The following is a 17,134-nucleotide window of genomic DNA, read 5'->3' on the forward strand; positions in this document are numbered from 1 at the left end:
AAACTTATCATTCCTTTTTAATCAAGTTAAACCCATAATAAAGTCTCTGTAATTCTTTCTTGTCTTGTTCCCAATTATATTTGTTTAGAACAGCATCATACCCGTTTTGCCCAAATTTCATTTTTGAATTCAGCATATCGTAAATATGGTTTGCAAAACTCTCTGGATTATTCGATTCAAAAACTTCTCCGCAGTCAGTCTCTCGAACAATTCGAGCCAAAGGAATAGCGTCTGAAACGAGGACTGGTTTAGACATCCGCATGTATTCAAATAGTTTATGTGGGATCGTTGTATTGATAAAATCGTTGTTTGGCTGAGGGATAATACAAACCGAAGCTAATGAAATAAAATTCGCTAAATTTTCATGTCCAGGCCAATTAATAAACTTAACATAATTATTCAGTAATTTTTTTTTACACAAATCTTCTAAATAATTTTTATGACTGCCTTCGCCGATAATCATTAGCAAGGCATTAGAAATTTTTTCTTTTAGAATTTCCATCGCTAAAATTGGCGTATCCAGTCCCCTATCAGGACTGACTGTTCCGGAATAAAGAATGACCTTTTTATCGTTATAAATTTTTGAAAATGAAGTATCATTTGATATCACGTTAAAAGTTTCGAGACTTACTGTATTTGAAACAATAAATATTTTATTTGGATCAATTCCTCCTGCAATAAGTCTATCTTTATTCTCATCAATGACCACAATAATTTTGTCGCAATGCTTGATACAAAAATTATCCAGATATCGTGCTAGTTTATAATTTTTAAAAATGAAATTTATTATTCCTTTCTTATCAAAATATTTCAATGCTTCGGGATAATTTTCGTGCATATCATAAATAATAGGCAACCGGAAAAAAAAATTAATCATCAAAGCCAATGGCACCATCGGTAAATCGTGAGCATGAATAATTTTCGGCTTAATCCTAATGACAGTGAGGAATACTTTAAGAACATATCTAGGATTAAGAAAAAAAGGGAAATTAAAAATTTTATTTAAACGATAGGAACTAAAAAGTGCTTTTACCCTCTCAATTCTGCAATAAGGAAAATCTGGAGATTTTCTTTTATCATATTGATTACAAATAATTGTAATCTCATATCCATTTTCTGATAGAGTCTTAATTTCTTTTTCAATTCTGATATCCGGTGGAAAGACCGTTTGAGAAAGCATCAGGATTTTTTTGTTATTAAAATTAAGCATGGTATGTTTCTAAAACTTTTGTATAAACCTTGATTACCTCTTTGGCAGAATTCTCCCACGTTAAATTTTTAATAGTTTTATAACCCTTTAAACCTATTTCTTCACGAAGTTTCTCACTTTCAATTAGTGGAATAAGCTTATCAATAATTGAAGAAACATTTTTAGGCTTTACCAAAAAGCCATTCATGCCATCTTGGATAAAATCCGAAACACCTTCACCTTCTGTCCCAATTACGGGCTTTTTGAATGACATCGCTTCAAAATATACTACACCAAATGCCTCATCCCAGCTTGGAAGAACAAAAATATCACAAATATTCATTAGGTGCATCATTCTCTCATGACTTACCTCCCCGCAAAAAGTTACTTTCCTTTTAATATTCAATATTCGTGATAAATCTTTCATTTCGTCTAGTTGGGGGCCCCCTCCAGCGATTATAAATTCGATGTGCAGGTACTTCTTCAGAATTATAGATGCAGCTTCCAATAAATATCTTAATCCTTTACGTTCGTACAAAGTTGCAGCAAAAAGAATTTGGATGCTTTCATTTTTAGGTGAATTGAAACTTAGTAAAGCTTTCTCTTCATAGCCGTTATAAATGATATTCACACCATCCTTCCCAGATAGTTCAAAAATCTTTTTCTTCATCACTTTGGAAACCGTTATTACAGCATTAGCCTTTATTATAGCTTTAATAGAATTTCGATATCGTTTTGGATACTTCTGTATTGAATACACAGTCTCACCGTGAACAGTAATCACAAGAGGAACCCTAAATAATTTTGAGATAAGAAATGCTCCTAAATCATTGGGAGTACTTCCATGAGCATGAATCATGTTAATCTTTTTAATCTTGGTTAATTTCCAGACTGTCTATATTGAAAAAAGTGCAAAAAAATAACCCCAAAAATTTTTAAAAAGTCCATTCGGTATTGCAAGATATTTTGTGTGGAATATTTCCACCGAATCTATTTTTTCAAAGTAAGAAATTTTTTTAATCTTTCTCCAATTTTTTGATAGGCGACTTAAAAAAAAAGGAACATACGGAATTGGTGCGATTACCTTTACATCAAGACTTTTTGCCAATTCTTTAACCTGACAATGAACAAATATGCCAGATAAATACATGATAGAATTAGGATACATTGATGAAAAGATTAAAACTCTCAAAGCCTCACCGACTATTCTTTTTATTATTAAAAAAGTATTTTATGTCGCTTTTTCTTAGAATAAGCATTTCACGGAATCCGTTTCCAGTTAAATGTTTGAAGTACATAATATAGAAGAACATCCATAAGAAGTAAGTAAATGAACTAACAAGCGCGGCGGCAGCAATTCCATATCGTGGAATAAGTAAAATGTTTAACCCAAGGTTGAGTGTTCCGGCAAAAAAATTATTTATTATAGTGAAAGTTGGATATGATTGTCCAATATAAAAAGAATGAATAATACTTCCGGAACCAAAAAAAACAATCGCTGGAAGTAAATAAAGTAAAGATGTAATTGAACCATAAAAATCCTCCCCAAATAAAAATTTTATTATAAGATGCGCGCTAATTAATAATACAAGGGCTAAGATAAGATTAAAAGCAAATAAAACTCTAGTCAGTTTCACTGCATTAATCACACTTGATGTATAGTCATCATTCAAGGTACGAGAAATAAAAAGTGGACCTAAAAAATTTGGAACTCGCTGAGCTACGTCAACGAATAGTACTGCTATCGAATATAAACCTGCAGCGACTGATCCAAGGAAATAATTGATTAAAAAAATGTCTCCTCTAATCAGTATAAAAAAAAATATTGCCACAAAAGTTGAGCGGGTACTGAGCATAAAAGATTGTTTCAACAATTGAATATTAATTTGTACAATTCCCTTTATCTGACCCCTATAGACATATAGCCCATAACTAAACGACAGAAAAGAACTGATCAATACAACAAGAAGTATTTCGTTTAATACAAATCCGAATAAGTAAATGCCTATTATATTAATCAACAAAGTTACAAAGACAGGGATTGCTTGGATATTGTTGTAATATTTAATTTTTCTTTCGCCCAAGAACAATGCTTGGATTCCCTGCCAACCAATCGTTAAAATTGTTATTATCAATCCAAATAAAAACTGTAATGAAGTGATGTTTGGGAAAAAACGTGTCCTGATTTTTGGAAGATTCAGGACTACAATAAAAATAATAAATATTGTTAATAGGGCTACAAAATTGAGTGATAAAAAATCTTTCAGTTTATTTTGTTTATCCGCGACTAAAATCGTGTTACTTTTTCTTAATCCTTCACCTAAAAAAAGAGAAAGTAACATAACTAAGTTTAAAATGATGGCATATTTGCCTCTGGATTCTACCCCTATTTGACGTGTAACAATAATGTTATTAATAAAAGCTGCTACGGCAATTGCTATACTAATTATTCCCGTAAGGGAAAATTCTTTCTTAAAATTCATTTGTGCGTTCGTCGCTTGAACATTTGGTTTCAGTTAGGTTTTATACTTATTCGAAAACTTTTCTATAATAGGGAATAATAGTAATAAAATTAGCATTCCAAATACCCAAGATGGAAATCTTGTGGCAAGTATAAAAAATGACATGCCAATAAGTAGATAAAGATGGGTGAGAAGAATGTGATATTTAATTTGATGAGTTGTTAACAATCTAAACCAAAAATGAGAGCAAAGCAGACCAAGTAAATATGGAAATATCAGGATTCCCATAAATCCAAAATCGCCATGCAAATCCCTGAGAAACGTGCCGGTATTTGACCAAGCTGGAATCAGATATCCTTGGTGCTGGTCTTCAGGTTTGCTAGTTAAATCAAGCTTAGATAATAAAGAGTATGCAGAATAAAAAGTGCTATTGCCAAATGGAAGTCTTTCCCTATCTTTTTCAAGATATTGATTTAACACTCCAATCTGAGATGAAGCATAAAAATAAATTGCTGGTGAAATAAACGCGCCCCCTTCAAATTGTTTCAACTCTCGATTGGTTCCCTGGATTTCATCGTTGGAAACTCTAGCTAATTTAACTACCGAAGCACCCGCTACCATAATCATCAATATCAGTGAGACGGCAATAAATATTTTTTTTTTATTTATCATAAATCTATTTCTGTCCACGGACAAGAGAAAATGCCTAAACAATAAAAAACTAATGATAAACTCTAATAATCCTAATAGAATTCCAGACCTTGTCAATCTTGCCAACTCTCTTAATACGACTGCAACAATCGGAATGGTCGCCCAGAAAGTTAATTTGCCCTTGTAAGCAGTATATATACCAGCAATAAAAATCGCGATAAACGAAGTCATCCAGACATAAGGTAATACATCGCTTGATTCTTCATTAAACCTGCTGTTATAAACTGCATAAGAATTTAGGAACACATTGATGATTGAGCCGTACTTATCCAATAAAATTTTCCAGTGATAAATTGAGCTTAGTAAACCGATTGTTGAAAAAATTATTAAAACTCTCTTTATAATTTTACCATCATCAGAAAAAAAGTTTAAACTACTCTGAATATTAGTCGAAGTCTTTAGTTCAACTTTAAATATCGCACGTGCAAAAAAAATTGTAACCGTCCCGATTAAAAATGCAAAAAAAGCACTTCCGATCACTAACCAAGTTGTAATTGATAAATCATAAAAGTATATCAATTTCAACTCGAATAGAATAAGCATTGTCATCCAAATTACTGAATAAAGTGATAAGTGGTTAAACCATTTGGAAAATAAAATTTTGCTCAGAAGGGTTGAAGATAATCCGATTAAAAGAATTATTAGAATACTCAAAATTTTACTTTATAAAATTTAGCTATATGGGAAAATAGATTCTTCTGACTATTCTCTAATTCATTCTTGGGGTTTTCCAAAGAGACAAAATTTTCAGCCCAGTAAACGAAAGTAACTAAGATAATTAGTCCGAAAAAAAAGAAAAGCAATATTACAAAAGCTTTTTTGGGAGCATACTTCAATTGTGGTGGAACAGCATTATCTATGCTTATAAGGGTTGGAGTGTCCTTCTGTTCATCAACCAAGGCCTGTTCATACAACGGTAGTATAAATTCCATAATTTTAGATTGGAGCTCAACTTCTCGAAATAGCTTGTAATATCCCATCGTTAAATCAGGAATATTTTTAAAAGGAAATAAAATGTTACTCGGACTTTTGAGATAACTTGAATTTTTTAGCTCAAGAACTTTAGCTTCAATTTGATTTTGTTGCTTGTAAGCAGTTTGGTATTGTGGAGAATTAATTCCAAAATTTTCTTTAACAAATTCTGAAGCCATCTTTTTTTGAAATAATTCTGATTCTAATTCTGCAGCACTTTGAACGGAAATTTGTAGTTGTTCTGGAACCGCAAAAACTCCTGTTTTTTTCTGGAATTTAAGTAAAGAATCTTCAGCTATTTTCAGGTCACTTAAATTTTTAAAATATCTCTTTTCGATAAATTCTCGGCTATTCCTTGCTTGTTGTATGCTGAGCTCAATATTCATGCTATCTGCCAATTCAACAAAATAATTTGAAATCTCAGAAGCTAATTTGGGAGACTTATTAATTACGCTAATTTCAATTAGACCATTTTCATCCGGCTGAAATAACAAATCAGCTTCAAATGATTTTATCGTTTTATCATAGTTATTATCATCAATACGATAATAGTCCATCAATTTGAAGCGATTGATAACTTTAGTCATTAGGTTTCTGCTGTATAAAATTCCATAAATCATGTCTTGATTTTCATCCCCAAGACCCAAAAGACTTGCACCAATTGAGCCAGTTCCCCCACTAATCAGATTTGCAACACTATTCAGTCCGTTGGAATTATTTCTTGTCATCATGACTAATGAGGTTGCTTTGAAGGTTTCAGGTATCAGAAAGGAATAAATAGTCCCTACTACCATAATTATCAAAAGATTTATTAGTAAGAATCTGCGCCATTTGTACAGGATAAAGAGATAATCTGAGAATTTCACGAAATTTTCCTTAAAATTTTAACTAGCCTTCTTTAATTTAATTTAACCATATTTCAAATGTCACTTGAAAACTTTATAAAAATTCCAAATTCATTCGAGAATATTAAAAAAAATTAAATTTATTAGATATTGACATTGACCTAAATTATTCAAATATTTACAACAAAAATAAGGAAATTTATTTATAGTTCATTTGCTACTGGTCCTAAATAATTTTTATTTATTTAACAGAGTAGCAAAGTTACGCCGATTTAGGGAACTTCTCTGGTCGGTTTTTTAATTTTATGGAACATCAATATTTAATAAGGAGTCAAAATAGGAAAATTCGATACTAACTTTTAGACATTCGCAATAATTTAAACGAAAGGAATGAAGCGATGAAAGAAATAAGAGCAAAAATCGAGAATCCTCTATCGGAGCTTATTAGCGACGATATTTTTGAACTTCTTAGCGCTCACGGATTGATTGATGAAAAATCCGTTCGTGATTATCAAATCAGAAAAAAATTTAAAGGTCTTCGCGCCAGTAAGATTTGCGCAGGGGATGCAATCGAAGCTATCAGGGAAGAATATCCTTACCTGCAATTTGATACGATAAGAAAAATCGTCTATCAAATAAATAAATAATTTAATCTTGATGAATAAACTTCATCAGGAAATTTTTCAAATGACTCTTTCGGAGGGTTCTCCCCTACCCTTTGAATTTTATGAGTCGAGCCCGTTGTTTCCCCGACAGCGGGCTTTATCTATTTTTTTTAAGGAGTAATATGGCAAAGCAAATAAAGAAGAAAATTCAAAAACGAATTAACGTTTCACCTTTTCATATTTATTTTGAAAAAACAAATTACCTATTAATTGCGCTCGGCTCTATTTTGCTCTTACTTGGTTATTATGTAATGGGCAGCGGAGAATGGGACAGCAGTGCATCTCTGATTTTATCTCCGGTAATATTAATAGCAGCTTATGTTATTATTTTCCCATTATCTCTTTTCTTTAAAAAGAAGAAAGAGGAAATCAAAAGTGAATAAATAGCTACTCAATCGTCTTCACTAATCTAATCTATTCAATTGAGTAAATTAAGCTTTGAAGAATTAACTAACCTTTACACACTCCTCTCCGTTGATGGAATCGGTCCCGCTAAGATTCGTAACTTATTAGCAAGATTCAAATCAACTGCGAGTATCTTATCCCAAAATAATAATACTCTTATCGAAGCTGAAGGAATTAGTACCACCCTTGCATCCAAAATTCAGAAGGCAGCCAGAAATAGAAATGAAATAAAAATTGAAGTAGAAAAAGAATTAACTCTCCTTCAAAAAATTAATGCGAGAATTATCACCGTATGGGATGAAGATTATCCCGATTTGCTTAAAAAAATTTACGACCCTCCGCTGCTTTTATATTATAAAGGGAATTATTCAGAATCAGATAATTATTGCATCGCCATTGTGGGAACACGGGGACCAACAAACTATGGAAAAGTTCAAGCCGAAAAAATCGCTTCTGAATTAGCTGCACAGGGAATTACAATTGTTAGCGGTCTTGCAAGGGGAGTAGATTCAATCGCTCATAAAGCAGCTTTAAAAAATGGTGGAAGAACAATCTCAGTTATCGGATCAGGATTAGATGTTATCTATCCACCGGAAAATAAAAAATTATTTGATGAAATAGCTGAGAAAGGATTAATCATCTCTGAATACATACTCAAGACGAAACCTGACGCACAAAATTTTCCCAGACGAAATAGAATTATTTCGGGATTAAGTCTTGGTTGTGTGATAATTGAAAGCGGCGCAGAAGGCGGGGCGATGCAAACTGCCCGATTTGCTCTTGATCAAAACAGGGAGGTTTTTGCCGTACCCGGTAATCTTGGGATCCGTCAATCTGAAGGTACGAACTTGCTGATTCAAAAGGGAGAGGCAAAGTTGATTCGTACAAGCGAGGACATCTTATTTGAATTAGAGTTGAAACTGAAACCAGTCATCGGAAAAAATATTCCTAAACCGCATGTTGACTTAAATATTTTTGAGGAGAAAATTCTTTCCGTTATTTCCGAAAGTGCTGTCCAGATTGATAAAATTGCAGAGCTTACAAAAATTTCAACATCGGATTGTCTCGTTCACTTACTATCTCTTGAATTTAAGGGGATGGCAAAACAGCTCCCTGGCAAAATGTTCAGTGCGTTATAATTTTTTTTTCTGTAAATAAAATTCCGCCTGATCACCCTCTCCCGATTTGTTTAATTGCACAGTCTGCTTTTCAAAATCTTTAATCTCATTAGTCGAGAAAATGGATTTGTCTGGATTGACATAAAAAGATCTATCATCTATTAAAGGAATATTTCTTGAATACTGTTCACTCCCCCAAAGCTGCCAGCTTCGCGAATCGTAGGTGATCGTTTTAATTTCAAATCCTGAAGCCGAAGCTAATTTTTCGATCGACTTTTTTGTATGCAAATACAAATGCCTTGGCGCATCCAGCGAACTCCAGTTGCTTTTATAATGTCTGAATGCATAAGAATCACACACAGGAATTCTTAATAATAAAAATTTGTTTCCTTTTAAAAGTGCGTGTGATTTCTTCATTATTTCCAGAGGCTTTTGGATGTGTTCAAATGAATGGTTAAACATAATAAAATCGAATTCGCCGTTTAAATTAAAAAAATCTTGTTTTAAAATTTTTAAACCGTTGGGATATATAATTGTTTGCTCCATAAAAGGATCTATCCCAAGTAAGTTTTCGAAACCGGATTCTTTCATTTTGTGAAGCAATATCCCCCGTCCGCAACCGACATCAAGTATAAAATCTTTCAGTTCAACACTTGCTCTTTTGAGTCTTGAAACATAAGTGGGAATCCCAAACTTCTTCAACAATATATTTCCTATAAAAGACGATTCACCCATTGCTGCTCTGTCACGATAATAATTTAGTCGCGCTTTTAATTTGCTTTCATGTTTCTGTAAGTAAGTAAAATAATTTGCAGGATAGTGTTTGGAATAATCAGATGGGGGGTTGAGAATCTGAAGACAGCCGCACGAACTGCATCGAAGGTATTTAAATACTTCGCGGGTTCCGAAATACATCTCGCGAACTTTTAAAATATTATTATCAGTTGAGTTGCCGCAAATTTCGCAGTTTAAATCTACGATAGACTTTTCTAGTACTTTTTCTTTTTCTTCCAGAGAAATTTTAGCCACTCCTTTATTTTTTTCTCCTGCCCGTTTTCGGTTGGAAAATAAAATTGCTTACCGTCTAATTCATTCGGAAAATAATTTCCCTCCACAAAATGATTTTCATAATTGTGAGCATATTTATAATCTTTTCCATAAGAAAGAGCTTTCATCAACTTTGTCGGTGCATTCCGCAGATGAAGAGGAACAGGATATAAATTACCATTTCGAACTTCAGCCAAAGCCCCTTCAATCGCTTGATAAGAAGAATTACTTTTCGGTGATGAAGCTAAGTAAGTAACACATTGTGCTAAAATTATTCTTGCTTCGGGTAAACCGATTTTTTCAACTGCACTGAAAGCCGCTTCTGCAAGAACAAGAGCATTGGGAGAGGCATTTCCAATATCTTCTGAAGCAAGTACAATCATTCTTCTTGCGATGAATAATGGGTCTTCCCCACCCTCAAGCATTCGAGCCATCCAATAAATTGCTGCATCAGGATCACTTCCTCTGATACTTTTTATGAACGCTGAAATAATATTGTAATGTTCTTCACCGGATTTATCATAAAATATATTTTTTTTCTGAACCACATTTTCCAATACTTCTTTGGAAATTTTAATGTAATCAGAATTCATTTCTTGAATGAATGCAGCCTCCAGAATTGTCAGCATCGTTCTTGCATCACCGCCGGAAAGATATATTAAAAATTCAGTGTCCATCTCCTCAATTTTAAATTGTGAAAGAAACTCATCTTTGTTAACTGCGTTTTCTAAAATTTGAGTGAGTTCCTCTTTGCTCAAATCATTTAGGACAAAGACCCTTGCACGTGAACGTAAAGCGGGAATTACTTCGAAGGATGGGTTTTCGGTTGTTGCACCGATTAATATTAACGAACCCGATTCAACCGAATGGAGAAGTGCATCCTGTTGAGCCTTGTTGAAGCGGTGTATTTCATCAATAAAGAGTATTGTTCGCTTGTGATGATTTTTATTTTCAATTGATCTTTCGATGACACCCCGGATATCTTTAACACCAGAGGATACAGCATTTAACTGGAAAAACTCAGCGCCCGTTTTCTCGGCAATAATTTTGGCAATAGTTGTTTTCCCCGAACCCGGAGGACCCCAAAGTATGAACGAACCAAGAGTATCATTCTCTATCATCAATCTAATAGGCTTCCCCACCCCTAATATTTCTTTCTGCCCTTTAAAATCTTCAAGTGTTTTTGGGCGAACTCTTTCGGCAAGCGGAGTTTGCGGGATTTCTATTTTATTCATTAATATTTATTTTTCAATCACTTCAATTTTGGTTTCCCCCGGACGAATCATATCATATTTTTCGCGGGCTATCTTTTCAATTTTTGAAGGCTCCCTCCTTCTTATTGAATCAATTTGATCTCCAAGTTTTTTATTTTCCTGCTGAAGATTTTCAATTCGGGCATTTAATTCATCAATTTCATTGCTCAGCTTTTGATAACGATAGAAACCAAAATCATTAAAAAGAAGATAGAACAGACCTACGATTATGATAACACCAAAAAAATAATACTTAGTCTTCTTGTCAAATATTTTCATTATCGCAATCCAAGCTCTATTATTTTTTCTACAAGCTGTTCAAAAGATATTCCTACCACCTTCGCCATTTTAGGAACAAGGCTCGTTGCCGTCATGCCGGGAAGTGTGTTTATTTCAAGACAGTATATTTTATTTTGTTCGTTCATTCGGAAATCTACACGTGCATAGCCCTCGCAGCGGAGTGCTTTGAAAGCAAGCAATGCCTGCGCTTTGAGCTTCGTTGTAATTTCTTCTGAAACTTTTGCCGGCACTTCATATTCCGTTAACCCTTTTGTGTATTTTGATTCGTAATCATAAAATCCACTTTTGGGTTTTATTTCCAGAGGGGGGAGTGCCTCGCCATCAAGAATTGCAACAGTTAATTCTCTGCCGGAGATATACTCTTCGATTAAAACATTATTCGCATATTCAAATGCTGTTTTTATTGATTCAGGAAGTCCTGCTTTCTCTTTACAGATAGCCAATCCAACCGTTGAACCTTGATCATTTGGTTTTACAACAACAGGGAAACCAAATTCAGCTTCAACTTTTTCAAAAACACTTTGAATATTATAAGAAGGTCGCTCAATCAAAAAGCCTTTTGGAGTTTCGACACCATATTCTTTGAAAAGAATTTTTGACATCGCCTTATCCATTGCTACAGCGCTTGAAAGTGCTTTACTGCCTGTGTACTTTATTCCCCGCAATTCCAATAATGATTGTATTGAACCATCCTCCCCCCACTTACCATGTAATGTTAAAAATGCAAGTTCAACATCATCAAACAAAGAACTGTTTACTGTTTCAATAAAGTTTCTATTTGATATTTCTGAAAATTCTTTTTCAGGGAAGAAATCTTCGGTCTTTAAAGGTTGATTAATTCCGTAAGCTGGATTTATTAATTTTACTTTATATCCTAATGTCAGCAAAGCCTCATAGACAGATGCTGCAGATGATTTTGAAACTTCTTTTTCCGGTGAAGTTCCGCCGAGCAAAAGTGCAATCCGTGGTTTGTTTTTATTCATTCCAATTTATTCCGATTAAAAAATATTTCTTTTATCTGGTGAAAGTCCATAAACATTTTTAGAAATTTTCAGCAGATTATTTATTTGTTTATTATTTAAAACTTTTGGTTCTCCAATCAATTTAGCCATCGTTAATATTTTGGCAGTATGTTCAAGTTTCTCCATTCTGAAATATGCCTCATCCAATGATTTTCCAATAGTTACCGCCCCATGATTCTGTAAAAGAAAAGTTAATGAATGGTCAACAAAAGGTTCAAGACTATCTGTAAGTTCGCTTGTTGACGGAGTTCCGTATTTGCAGAGGGGAACCTTGCCTAATGTTAAAACTACTTCGGGAAAATAATGTTCGTCAATTCCAATTCCATTTACGGCAAAGGCTGTTGAATAAACGGGGTGGCAATGAACAACCGAGTTAATTTCTTTTCTTTTCGAATAAATGAAAAGATGAAGTTTAGTTTCCGTTGAAAGTTTACCCTCACCTTCGAGAAGATTGCCATCTGAATTAATTTTTAATATATCTTTCTCTTTGACATCACCTTTACAAACTGCGGAACGGGTAATCAAAAATTCATTATTCGAAATTCTGCAGGAAATATTTCCGTCTAATGCAGAGACAAAATTATTTCGGTAAACTCTGTGGCAAATTTCAATCAGCTTTTGAACGGCAGACATTTTCTTTCTAACTCTTCCATTAATTTCATATTAATCAATCCATCCGCACCGCTAACTGCCAATGGTTCGTCTTTTAAAAATGAGCGCTGCACTGAACGTAAAAGAAAATGAAGTTTATTCCCACGCTTCCTAAAACTTTTTCTCATATCACCTTCTAATAAAATATTCAACTTGGGTGGGTGTTTCTTTCTTCCTATTAAATTCTCGATACTCAATGCACCGCTATGACCAACAATTTCAATTTTATTGAAAGCCAGCCGGCTGTTAAAAGAAACATTGAAATATCCATACCCCCCGTTTTGAAATTTAACAATAGCACTGGCAAAATCATCAACTTCACTTTTATAAATTATCTGATCCATGTTTCCGGTTATATCAATAATCTCTCCGCCGAAATATCTCATTAAATCTATTACATGAGTCCCAAGATCGCGAAGTGCACCCCCGCCGCTTTTTTCTTTTGAGTAACGAAAATTTTCTCCGGGTGGAAGTTCTATATTAAAAGTGATCACTATCGAGATTAATTTTCCAAGCATTTGCTTATCGAGTATCTCCTTCGCTTTAACTGCAAGAGGATGCAATCTGTGGACATAGTTTATTCCAAACTTAACTCCCCGTTTTTTGCAAACCTCAACCATCTCCTGTGCCTGTTTGCTTGTTAGCGCAATAGGTTTTTCGCAGAGAATATTCTTACCTGCATTAGCTGCTTTAATAACTTGCTCATAATGGTCAGAGTTTTTACTGCTGATATAAACAGCAGTAATATCTGATTTCAAAAATTCATCGTAGTCTGAAAAATAATTTGGAACCGAAAATTTTTCGGAAATAAATTTTGCGCGCTGCTCATCATGGCTAAAAACGGAAACAAGAGTGCTTCTTGTTAAATATGGAATTGACGGTATGAAATTATTTTCGGAGTATCTGCCAAGCCCTGCCACTCCCCACTTCACTTTTTTAATTACAGGTCTTCTAATCTTGATCATCTTTTTTCTTCAATTGAAAAATTTATTTAAACACTTTTAATTTATTCATTAATAGGGAAATTGGTTTGGAGTCCTGCATAATATAAAAATGAACGCTTGGTACATTGGCATTCAATAATTCTTCAACCTGTTTAGCCGCCCAGTTTGTACCGATCTCAATTATGTGTTCGGGTTTAGCTTTGAAAATTTCATCTGCCAGTTCATCCGGCAAAGAAACGTGGAAGTTTTTCGGGATACTAGTTAGATGAGATTTAGAAGTAAGAATTTTTAATCCCGGAATAATTGGGACATTTATTCCTGCTTCGCGGCATTGAGCAACATAGTCGAAATAATATTTATTATCATAAAACATTTGAGTAACAATATAGGCAGCACCGGCTTCAACTTTAGCCTTTGCATACCTTATATCTGTTTTTAAATTCGGTGATTCAAAATGCTTTTCGGGATAGCCGCCAACGCCGACACAATAATTTGTGGCTTTAGCATCGAGCAATGATTCTTCGAGATACTGTCCTGAATTCATCGCAGTAATTTGTTGAACAAGATCACTTGCATTTCTATTGGCACTTTTACCTTCGGGAATTGGTTTATCATAATTACTGTCATCGCCTCTGATTGCAAGTACATTCTCTATGTTCAAATAGTTTAACTCGATTAAAAAGTCTTCTGTTTCTTCGCGGGTAAATCCTTTTGACAAAACATGCGGAACTGCATCAATGTTATATTTATTTTGAATAAGCGCGCAGATGCCAAGTGTACCGGGTCGTTTCCGCTTGATTCTTTTTTTTATTCCCGTTGCAGTTTCTTCATAAAATACTTCGGCAGCATGGCTTGTAATGTCAATGAAAGGGGGGTTGTATTTCATTATATCGTCTAAAACAGAAAGCAGCCCTTTTATATCCCCACCCCTTTTAGGCGGGATCAATTCAAAACTAATCAATGGTTCAGTTGCTTTTTGAAGATGTTCAATTACTTTCATCTATTCCTTTTCTTTTTTAACGATGTAATTTAATACTTTCTCAAAAATTATTGCGACGTTTTCGCTCCTGCTATTTCTTCTGCAATCTTAAAAGCTTATTCTTTTCTGATCTGGCTGATTGTTCGTCTGTTCTGACCTTAAAATATTTTCCTTCCAGCCAATAGTTAGTCATGCTGCTGTAATAATCACTAAAAATATTTCCGGACTGACCCGTAGTTAACACTAAATAAAATTCATCCGGCTTACTAAAGTCATAAATAAATCTCATAGAAGGTCCGAGGTCATTTTCAAATTCGTCGTGTCTGAACAAAGGATATTTCTCAATGCTTTCGGAAAAGGTGTACTCAGTATTAAAAATTGTTGTGCCGTCTCCGCCAATGCCGAAAGGTCCAATGTCCACAAAGTTATCAATAAAAGGTGCAGCGCCGCTGAACGAATGTTTGAATTTTAATTTGTGTAGCTCCCCCCATTGCCAGTTTTTGATTTCCTTCCCGTAGTTTTTCTCAAGCTCGCCAAGCGCATCTGCAAGGCTTTTTCTGATCACCAATTCTCTCGATTCTAATAGGCGGGTAGTTTTATCATCATACCAGGAACAGTTGCCGTTTTCTAAAACTTGGAGTATGCTTCTGTAAGGAATGTTTCCGATAAAAATAAATTCATTGTAAAGATCAGAACCCATTTCGTCAAGAAAAGTATTTTCCAAAAATATTTTCAAAAACATGACATAGATGGAAGGCAATTGACTGTATTGATCAAGTTCATAATTCCATTTTGAAAAAAGTTCAAGTGAAGTTGATAAATTTTTATCAGTCACTTTTATATTCTGAAAAGCTTCAAGAATATAACTGGTTATCTGACGGGCATAGGGTGAGGTAAAATCCATTTGATATTTCATAAAATCTTTTAAGGAATGTTTCTCTTTTGAATTCAACAATTCATAAATCCTATCTATTCTTGAAGATGGTTCCCAAATATTTGAAATATGATATGGAAAATCCTTCATGGTTTTGTTATTGGCTGATGCAATAAAATTCTGCGGCGGATTGTACAACGAAGGCAGTTGCTCACGAGGGACAAATCCTTTCCAATCAAATTCGGAAGTGGTTCCATCAAAAATCATGGTGGGAGAATTTGAAGCACGCATTGGTAATTGTCCCCCGAAAACATAACCAATATTTCCTTCTTTATCACCGTAAACAAAATTCTGTCCGGGGACTGAAAATTCATAAACAGCTTTTTTAAATTCACCAAAGTTTTTTGCGTGGTTCACTTTATAGATTGCAGAAAATTCATCACTGATATCATTGCCGAGCCAGCGCATGCTAATCGGCGCAGATGTTTTTTGTTTATTGGTGTATAAAAAATCAAGGGGATGAATGTTAGAAATGATTGGACCACGGTGGGTGGAAACTATATCAAAAACGACATCAGAAGAATCCTTAACACGGATTGTATCTTTTACAACTGAAAGGTTTTTCCACTCTCCGTCAAGCAAATATTTTTTCCCTGCTGAATCAAATTTCTCGATATAGAAATCCGCATCATCAGTCATAATATTTGTAAGTACCCATGAAATGTTATCATTCTTGCCGATTACAAATCCTGGCACTCCGGGTAAAGTGACGCCTGCTGCTTTCCACCCACCTGCGTTTAACACCGCTGCATACCATATTCCCGGCGCCCTGTAAGCAAGATGCGGATCATTTGCAATTATTGGTTTCCCGCCGACTGACTTATTTCCATTTACCACCCAATTGTTCGAGCCGATATGCGTACCCTCAAATCCCATAAATTTTCTGAATGATTTGTCAACATCAACGACGTCAGAAACTATTTTGGGATAATCTTTAATTGATGACGGAATAATTGTTTCACCGTTTTCAGGATAGTCGGGATAAATTTCTTTAACTTTTTCTGCACCGAGTTTTTGAACAAGCTCGATGAAAGTAAAATCCGACCACCAGCTAATGTTTAACTCCCAAGCCATCATTCGGATTACAATTATACTTTCCACAGGAGTCCATTTTTTGGGAGTGTAACCAAGTACATCAAACTCAACCGGAAAATTTCCATCCGCCTCTTCTATGTAGGCATTAACACCATTTGAATAAGATGTTAGAAGTTTCTTTGTAGTTGGATTTGCATTCTGAAAAATTTTATCGGCAGTGGCTTTAATCCCAACGGTGCGAAACATTTTATCGAAAGGGATAGTCGCCGTACCGAAAATTTCACTCAGTCTTCCTTCGCCTGCACGCCTAATTAAATCCATTGAGAATAATCTTTCGCGTGCGTGCAGGTAGCCGAATGCAAATGCCGCATCCTCCTCATTCGAAGCAATGATGTAAGGAATGGCTGTGCTGTCGAAATAAATTTCGACTTCACTATTAAGTCCGTTTAATTGCACCTCTCCCTCATATTCCGGCAGAGATGATTTTAACATATTATAGAAAATCAATCCGCCGGCAGCTATCAGTACGATAAATACAAATACAATCCCTAAAATATTTTTTAATGTTTGCGGCATAATTGCTTTAGAAAATCTTTAACTCA

Annotated in this window: 16 protein-coding genes; 3 read left to right on the top strand and 13 right to left on the bottom strand. The window is 34.4% G+C overall.

What is annotated here, in order from left to right:
- Positions 1-7: 7 nt before the first annotated feature.
- The 5 genes from IPH11_05460 to IPH11_05480 form a co-directional block, all read right to left on the bottom strand.
- Positions 8-1,180: a glycosyltransferase family 4 protein gene (locus IPH11_05460; protein MBK6913124.1), complete on the bottom strand. Its 1,173-nt coding sequence runs from the start codon at positions 1,178-1,180 to the stop codon at positions 8-10.
- A 22-nt stretch (positions 1,181-1,202) separates the two neighbouring features.
- The gene (locus tag IPH11_05465; GenBank protein ID MBK6913125.1) at positions 1,203-2,048 is read right to left on the bottom strand and encodes a glycosyltransferase; all 846 of its coding nucleotides are present in this window, start codon (positions 2,046-2,048) and stop codon (positions 1,203-1,205) included.
- Between the two features lie 337 nt (positions 2,049-2,385).
- A complete protein-coding gene (locus IPH11_05470; protein MBK6913126.1) occupies positions 2,386-3,672 on the bottom strand; it encodes a polysaccharide biosynthesis C-terminal domain-containing protein in 1,287 nt (428 codons plus the stop codon).
- Positions 3,673-3,705: 33 nt separating this feature from the next.
- On the bottom strand, positions 3,706-5,016 hold the full coding sequence (locus IPH11_05475) for an oligosaccharide repeat unit polymerase (GenBank protein ID MBK6913127.1): 1,311 nt from the start codon (positions 5,014-5,016) through the stop codon (positions 3,706-3,708).
- The gene (locus IPH11_05480; GenBank protein ID MBK6913128.1) at positions 5,013-6,062 is read right to left on the bottom strand and encodes a hypothetical protein; all 1,050 of its coding nucleotides are present in this window, start codon (positions 6,060-6,062) and stop codon (positions 5,013-5,015) included. Before IPH11_05480 ends, IPH11_05475 begins: the two co-directional genes overlap by 4 nt.
- A 515-nt stretch (positions 6,063-6,577) precedes the next feature.
- Between IPH11_05480 and IPH11_05485 the strand changes: the two genes are divergently transcribed.
- The 3 genes from IPH11_05485 to dprA all read left to right on the top strand — a co-directional run bounded on the left by IPH11_05485 (position 6,578) and on the right by dprA (position 8,388).
- Positions 6,578-6,826 (top strand): hypothetical protein, encoded by a 249-nt coding sequence (locus IPH11_05485; protein MBK6913129.1) that lies wholly within the window; start codon positions 6,578-6,580, stop codon positions 6,824-6,826.
- A gap of 140 nt (positions 6,827-6,966) precedes the next feature.
- Complete coding sequence (locus IPH11_05490) at positions 6,967-7,227, top strand: hypothetical protein (GenBank protein MBK6913130.1); 261 nt, start codon at positions 6,967-6,969, stop codon at positions 7,225-7,227.
- Between the two features lie 39 nt (positions 7,228-7,266).
- Complete coding sequence (dprA, locus tag IPH11_05495; GenBank protein MBK6913131.1) at positions 7,267-8,388, top strand: DNA-protecting protein DprA; 1,122 nt, start codon at positions 7,267-7,269, stop codon at positions 8,386-8,388.
- Here dprA and IPH11_05500 read toward each other — a convergent pair.
- The 8 genes from IPH11_05500 to IPH11_05535 all read right to left on the bottom strand — a co-directional run bounded on the left by IPH11_05500 (position 8,383) and on the right by IPH11_05535 (position 17,108).
- Positions 8,383-9,396, bottom strand: coding sequence for a class I SAM-dependent methyltransferase (locus IPH11_05500; protein ID MBK6913132.1), 1,014 nt, complete (start codon positions 9,394-9,396; stop codon positions 8,383-8,385). The two genes, dprA and IPH11_05500, sit on opposite strands and share 6 nt — an antisense overlap.
- Positions 9,357-10,649, bottom strand: a complete 1,293-nt coding sequence (locus IPH11_05505; GenBank protein MBK6913133.1) for a replication-associated recombination protein A — start codon at positions 10,647-10,649, stop codon at positions 9,357-9,359. Before IPH11_05505 ends, IPH11_05500 begins: the two co-directional genes overlap by 40 nt.
- Positions 10,650-10,655: 6 nt before the next feature.
- Positions 10,656-10,946, bottom strand: coding sequence for a septum formation initiator family protein (locus IPH11_05510; GenBank protein MBK6913134.1), 291 nt, complete (start codon positions 10,944-10,946; stop codon positions 10,656-10,658).
- On the bottom strand, positions 10,946-11,950 hold the full coding sequence (locus IPH11_05515; protein ID MBK6913135.1) for a D-alanine--D-alanine ligase: 1,005 nt from the start codon (positions 11,948-11,950) through the stop codon (positions 10,946-10,948). The genes IPH11_05510 and IPH11_05515 overlap by 1 nt, the downstream gene beginning before the upstream one ends.
- Before the next feature lie 15 nt (positions 11,951-11,965).
- The gene (locus tag IPH11_05520; protein MBK6913136.1) at positions 11,966-12,622 is read right to left on the bottom strand and encodes a class II aldolase/adducin family protein; all 657 of its coding nucleotides are present in this window, start codon (positions 12,620-12,622) and stop codon (positions 11,966-11,968) included.
- On the bottom strand, positions 12,601-13,605 hold the full coding sequence (locus IPH11_05525) for a Gfo/Idh/MocA family oxidoreductase (protein MBK6913137.1): 1,005 nt from the start codon (positions 13,603-13,605) through the stop codon (positions 12,601-12,603). Before IPH11_05525 ends, IPH11_05520 begins: the two co-directional genes overlap by 22 nt.
- Before the next feature lie 22 nt (positions 13,606-13,627).
- Positions 13,628-14,584: a methylenetetrahydrofolate reductase gene (locus IPH11_05530; GenBank protein MBK6913138.1), complete on the bottom strand. Its 957-nt coding sequence runs from the start codon at positions 14,582-14,584 to the stop codon at positions 13,628-13,630.
- Between the two features lie 70 nt (positions 14,585-14,654).
- On the bottom strand, positions 14,655-17,108 hold the full coding sequence (locus IPH11_05535; protein ID MBK6913139.1) for a penicillin acylase family protein: 2,454 nt from the start codon (positions 17,106-17,108) through the stop codon (positions 14,655-14,657).
- Between the last annotated feature and the right edge of the window lie 26 nt (positions 17,109-17,134).

The organism is Ignavibacteriales bacterium (assembly GCA_016709155.1).
Classification (GTDB): domain Bacteria; phylum Bacteroidota; class Ignavibacteria; order Ignavibacteriales; family Ignavibacteriaceae; genus JADJEI01.

What these genes read in the sequence shown, in the direction of transcription:
- IPH11_05460 (MBK6913124.1), bottom strand. Translation starts at nt 1,180, where the DNA reads ATGCTTTCTCAAACGGTCTTTCCACCGGATATCAGAATTGAAAAAGAA.
- IPH11_05465 (MBK6913125.1), bottom strand. Translation starts at nt 2,048, where the DNA reads ATGATTCATGCTCATGGAAGTACTCCCAATGATTTAGGAGCATTTCTT.
- IPH11_05470 (MBK6913126.1), bottom strand. Translation starts at nt 3,672, where the DNA reads ATGAATTTTAAGAAAGAATTTTCCCTTACGGGAATAATTAGTATAGCA.
- IPH11_05480 (MBK6913128.1), bottom strand. Translation starts at nt 6,062, where the DNA reads ATGACAAGAAATAATTCCAACGGACTGAATAGTGTTGCAAATCTGATT.
- IPH11_05485 (MBK6913129.1), top strand. Translation starts at nt 6,578, where the DNA reads ATGAAAGAAATAAGAGCAAAAATCGAGAATCCTCTATCGGAGCTTATT.
- IPH11_05490 (MBK6913130.1), top strand. Translation starts at nt 6,967, where the DNA reads ATGGCAAAGCAAATAAAGAAGAAAATTCAAAAACGAATTAACGTTTCA.
- IPH11_05505 (MBK6913133.1), bottom strand. Translation starts at nt 10,649, where the DNA reads ATGAATAAAATAGAAATCCCGCAAACTCCGCTTGCCGAAAGAGTTCGC.
- IPH11_05510 (MBK6913134.1), bottom strand. Translation starts at nt 10,946, where the DNA reads ATGAAAATATTTGACAAGAAGACTAAGTATTATTTTTTTGGTGTTATC.
- IPH11_05515 (MBK6913135.1), bottom strand. Translation starts at nt 11,950, where the DNA reads ATGAATAAAAACAAACCACGGATTGCACTTTTGCTCGGCGGAACTTCA.
- IPH11_05520 (MBK6913136.1), bottom strand. Translation starts at nt 12,622, where the DNA reads ATGTCTGCCGTTCAAAAGCTGATTGAAATTTGCCACAGAGTTTACCGA.
- IPH11_05525 (MBK6913137.1), bottom strand. Translation starts at nt 13,605, where the DNA reads ATGATCAAGATTAGAAGACCTGTAATTAAAAAAGTGAAGTGGGGAGTG.
- IPH11_05530 (MBK6913138.1), bottom strand. Translation starts at nt 14,584, where the DNA reads ATGAAAGTAATTGAACATCTTCAAAAAGCAACTGAACCATTGATTAGT.
- IPH11_05535 (MBK6913139.1), bottom strand. Translation starts at nt 17,108, where the DNA reads ATGCCGCAAACATTAAAAAATATTTTAGGGATTGTATTTGTATTTATC.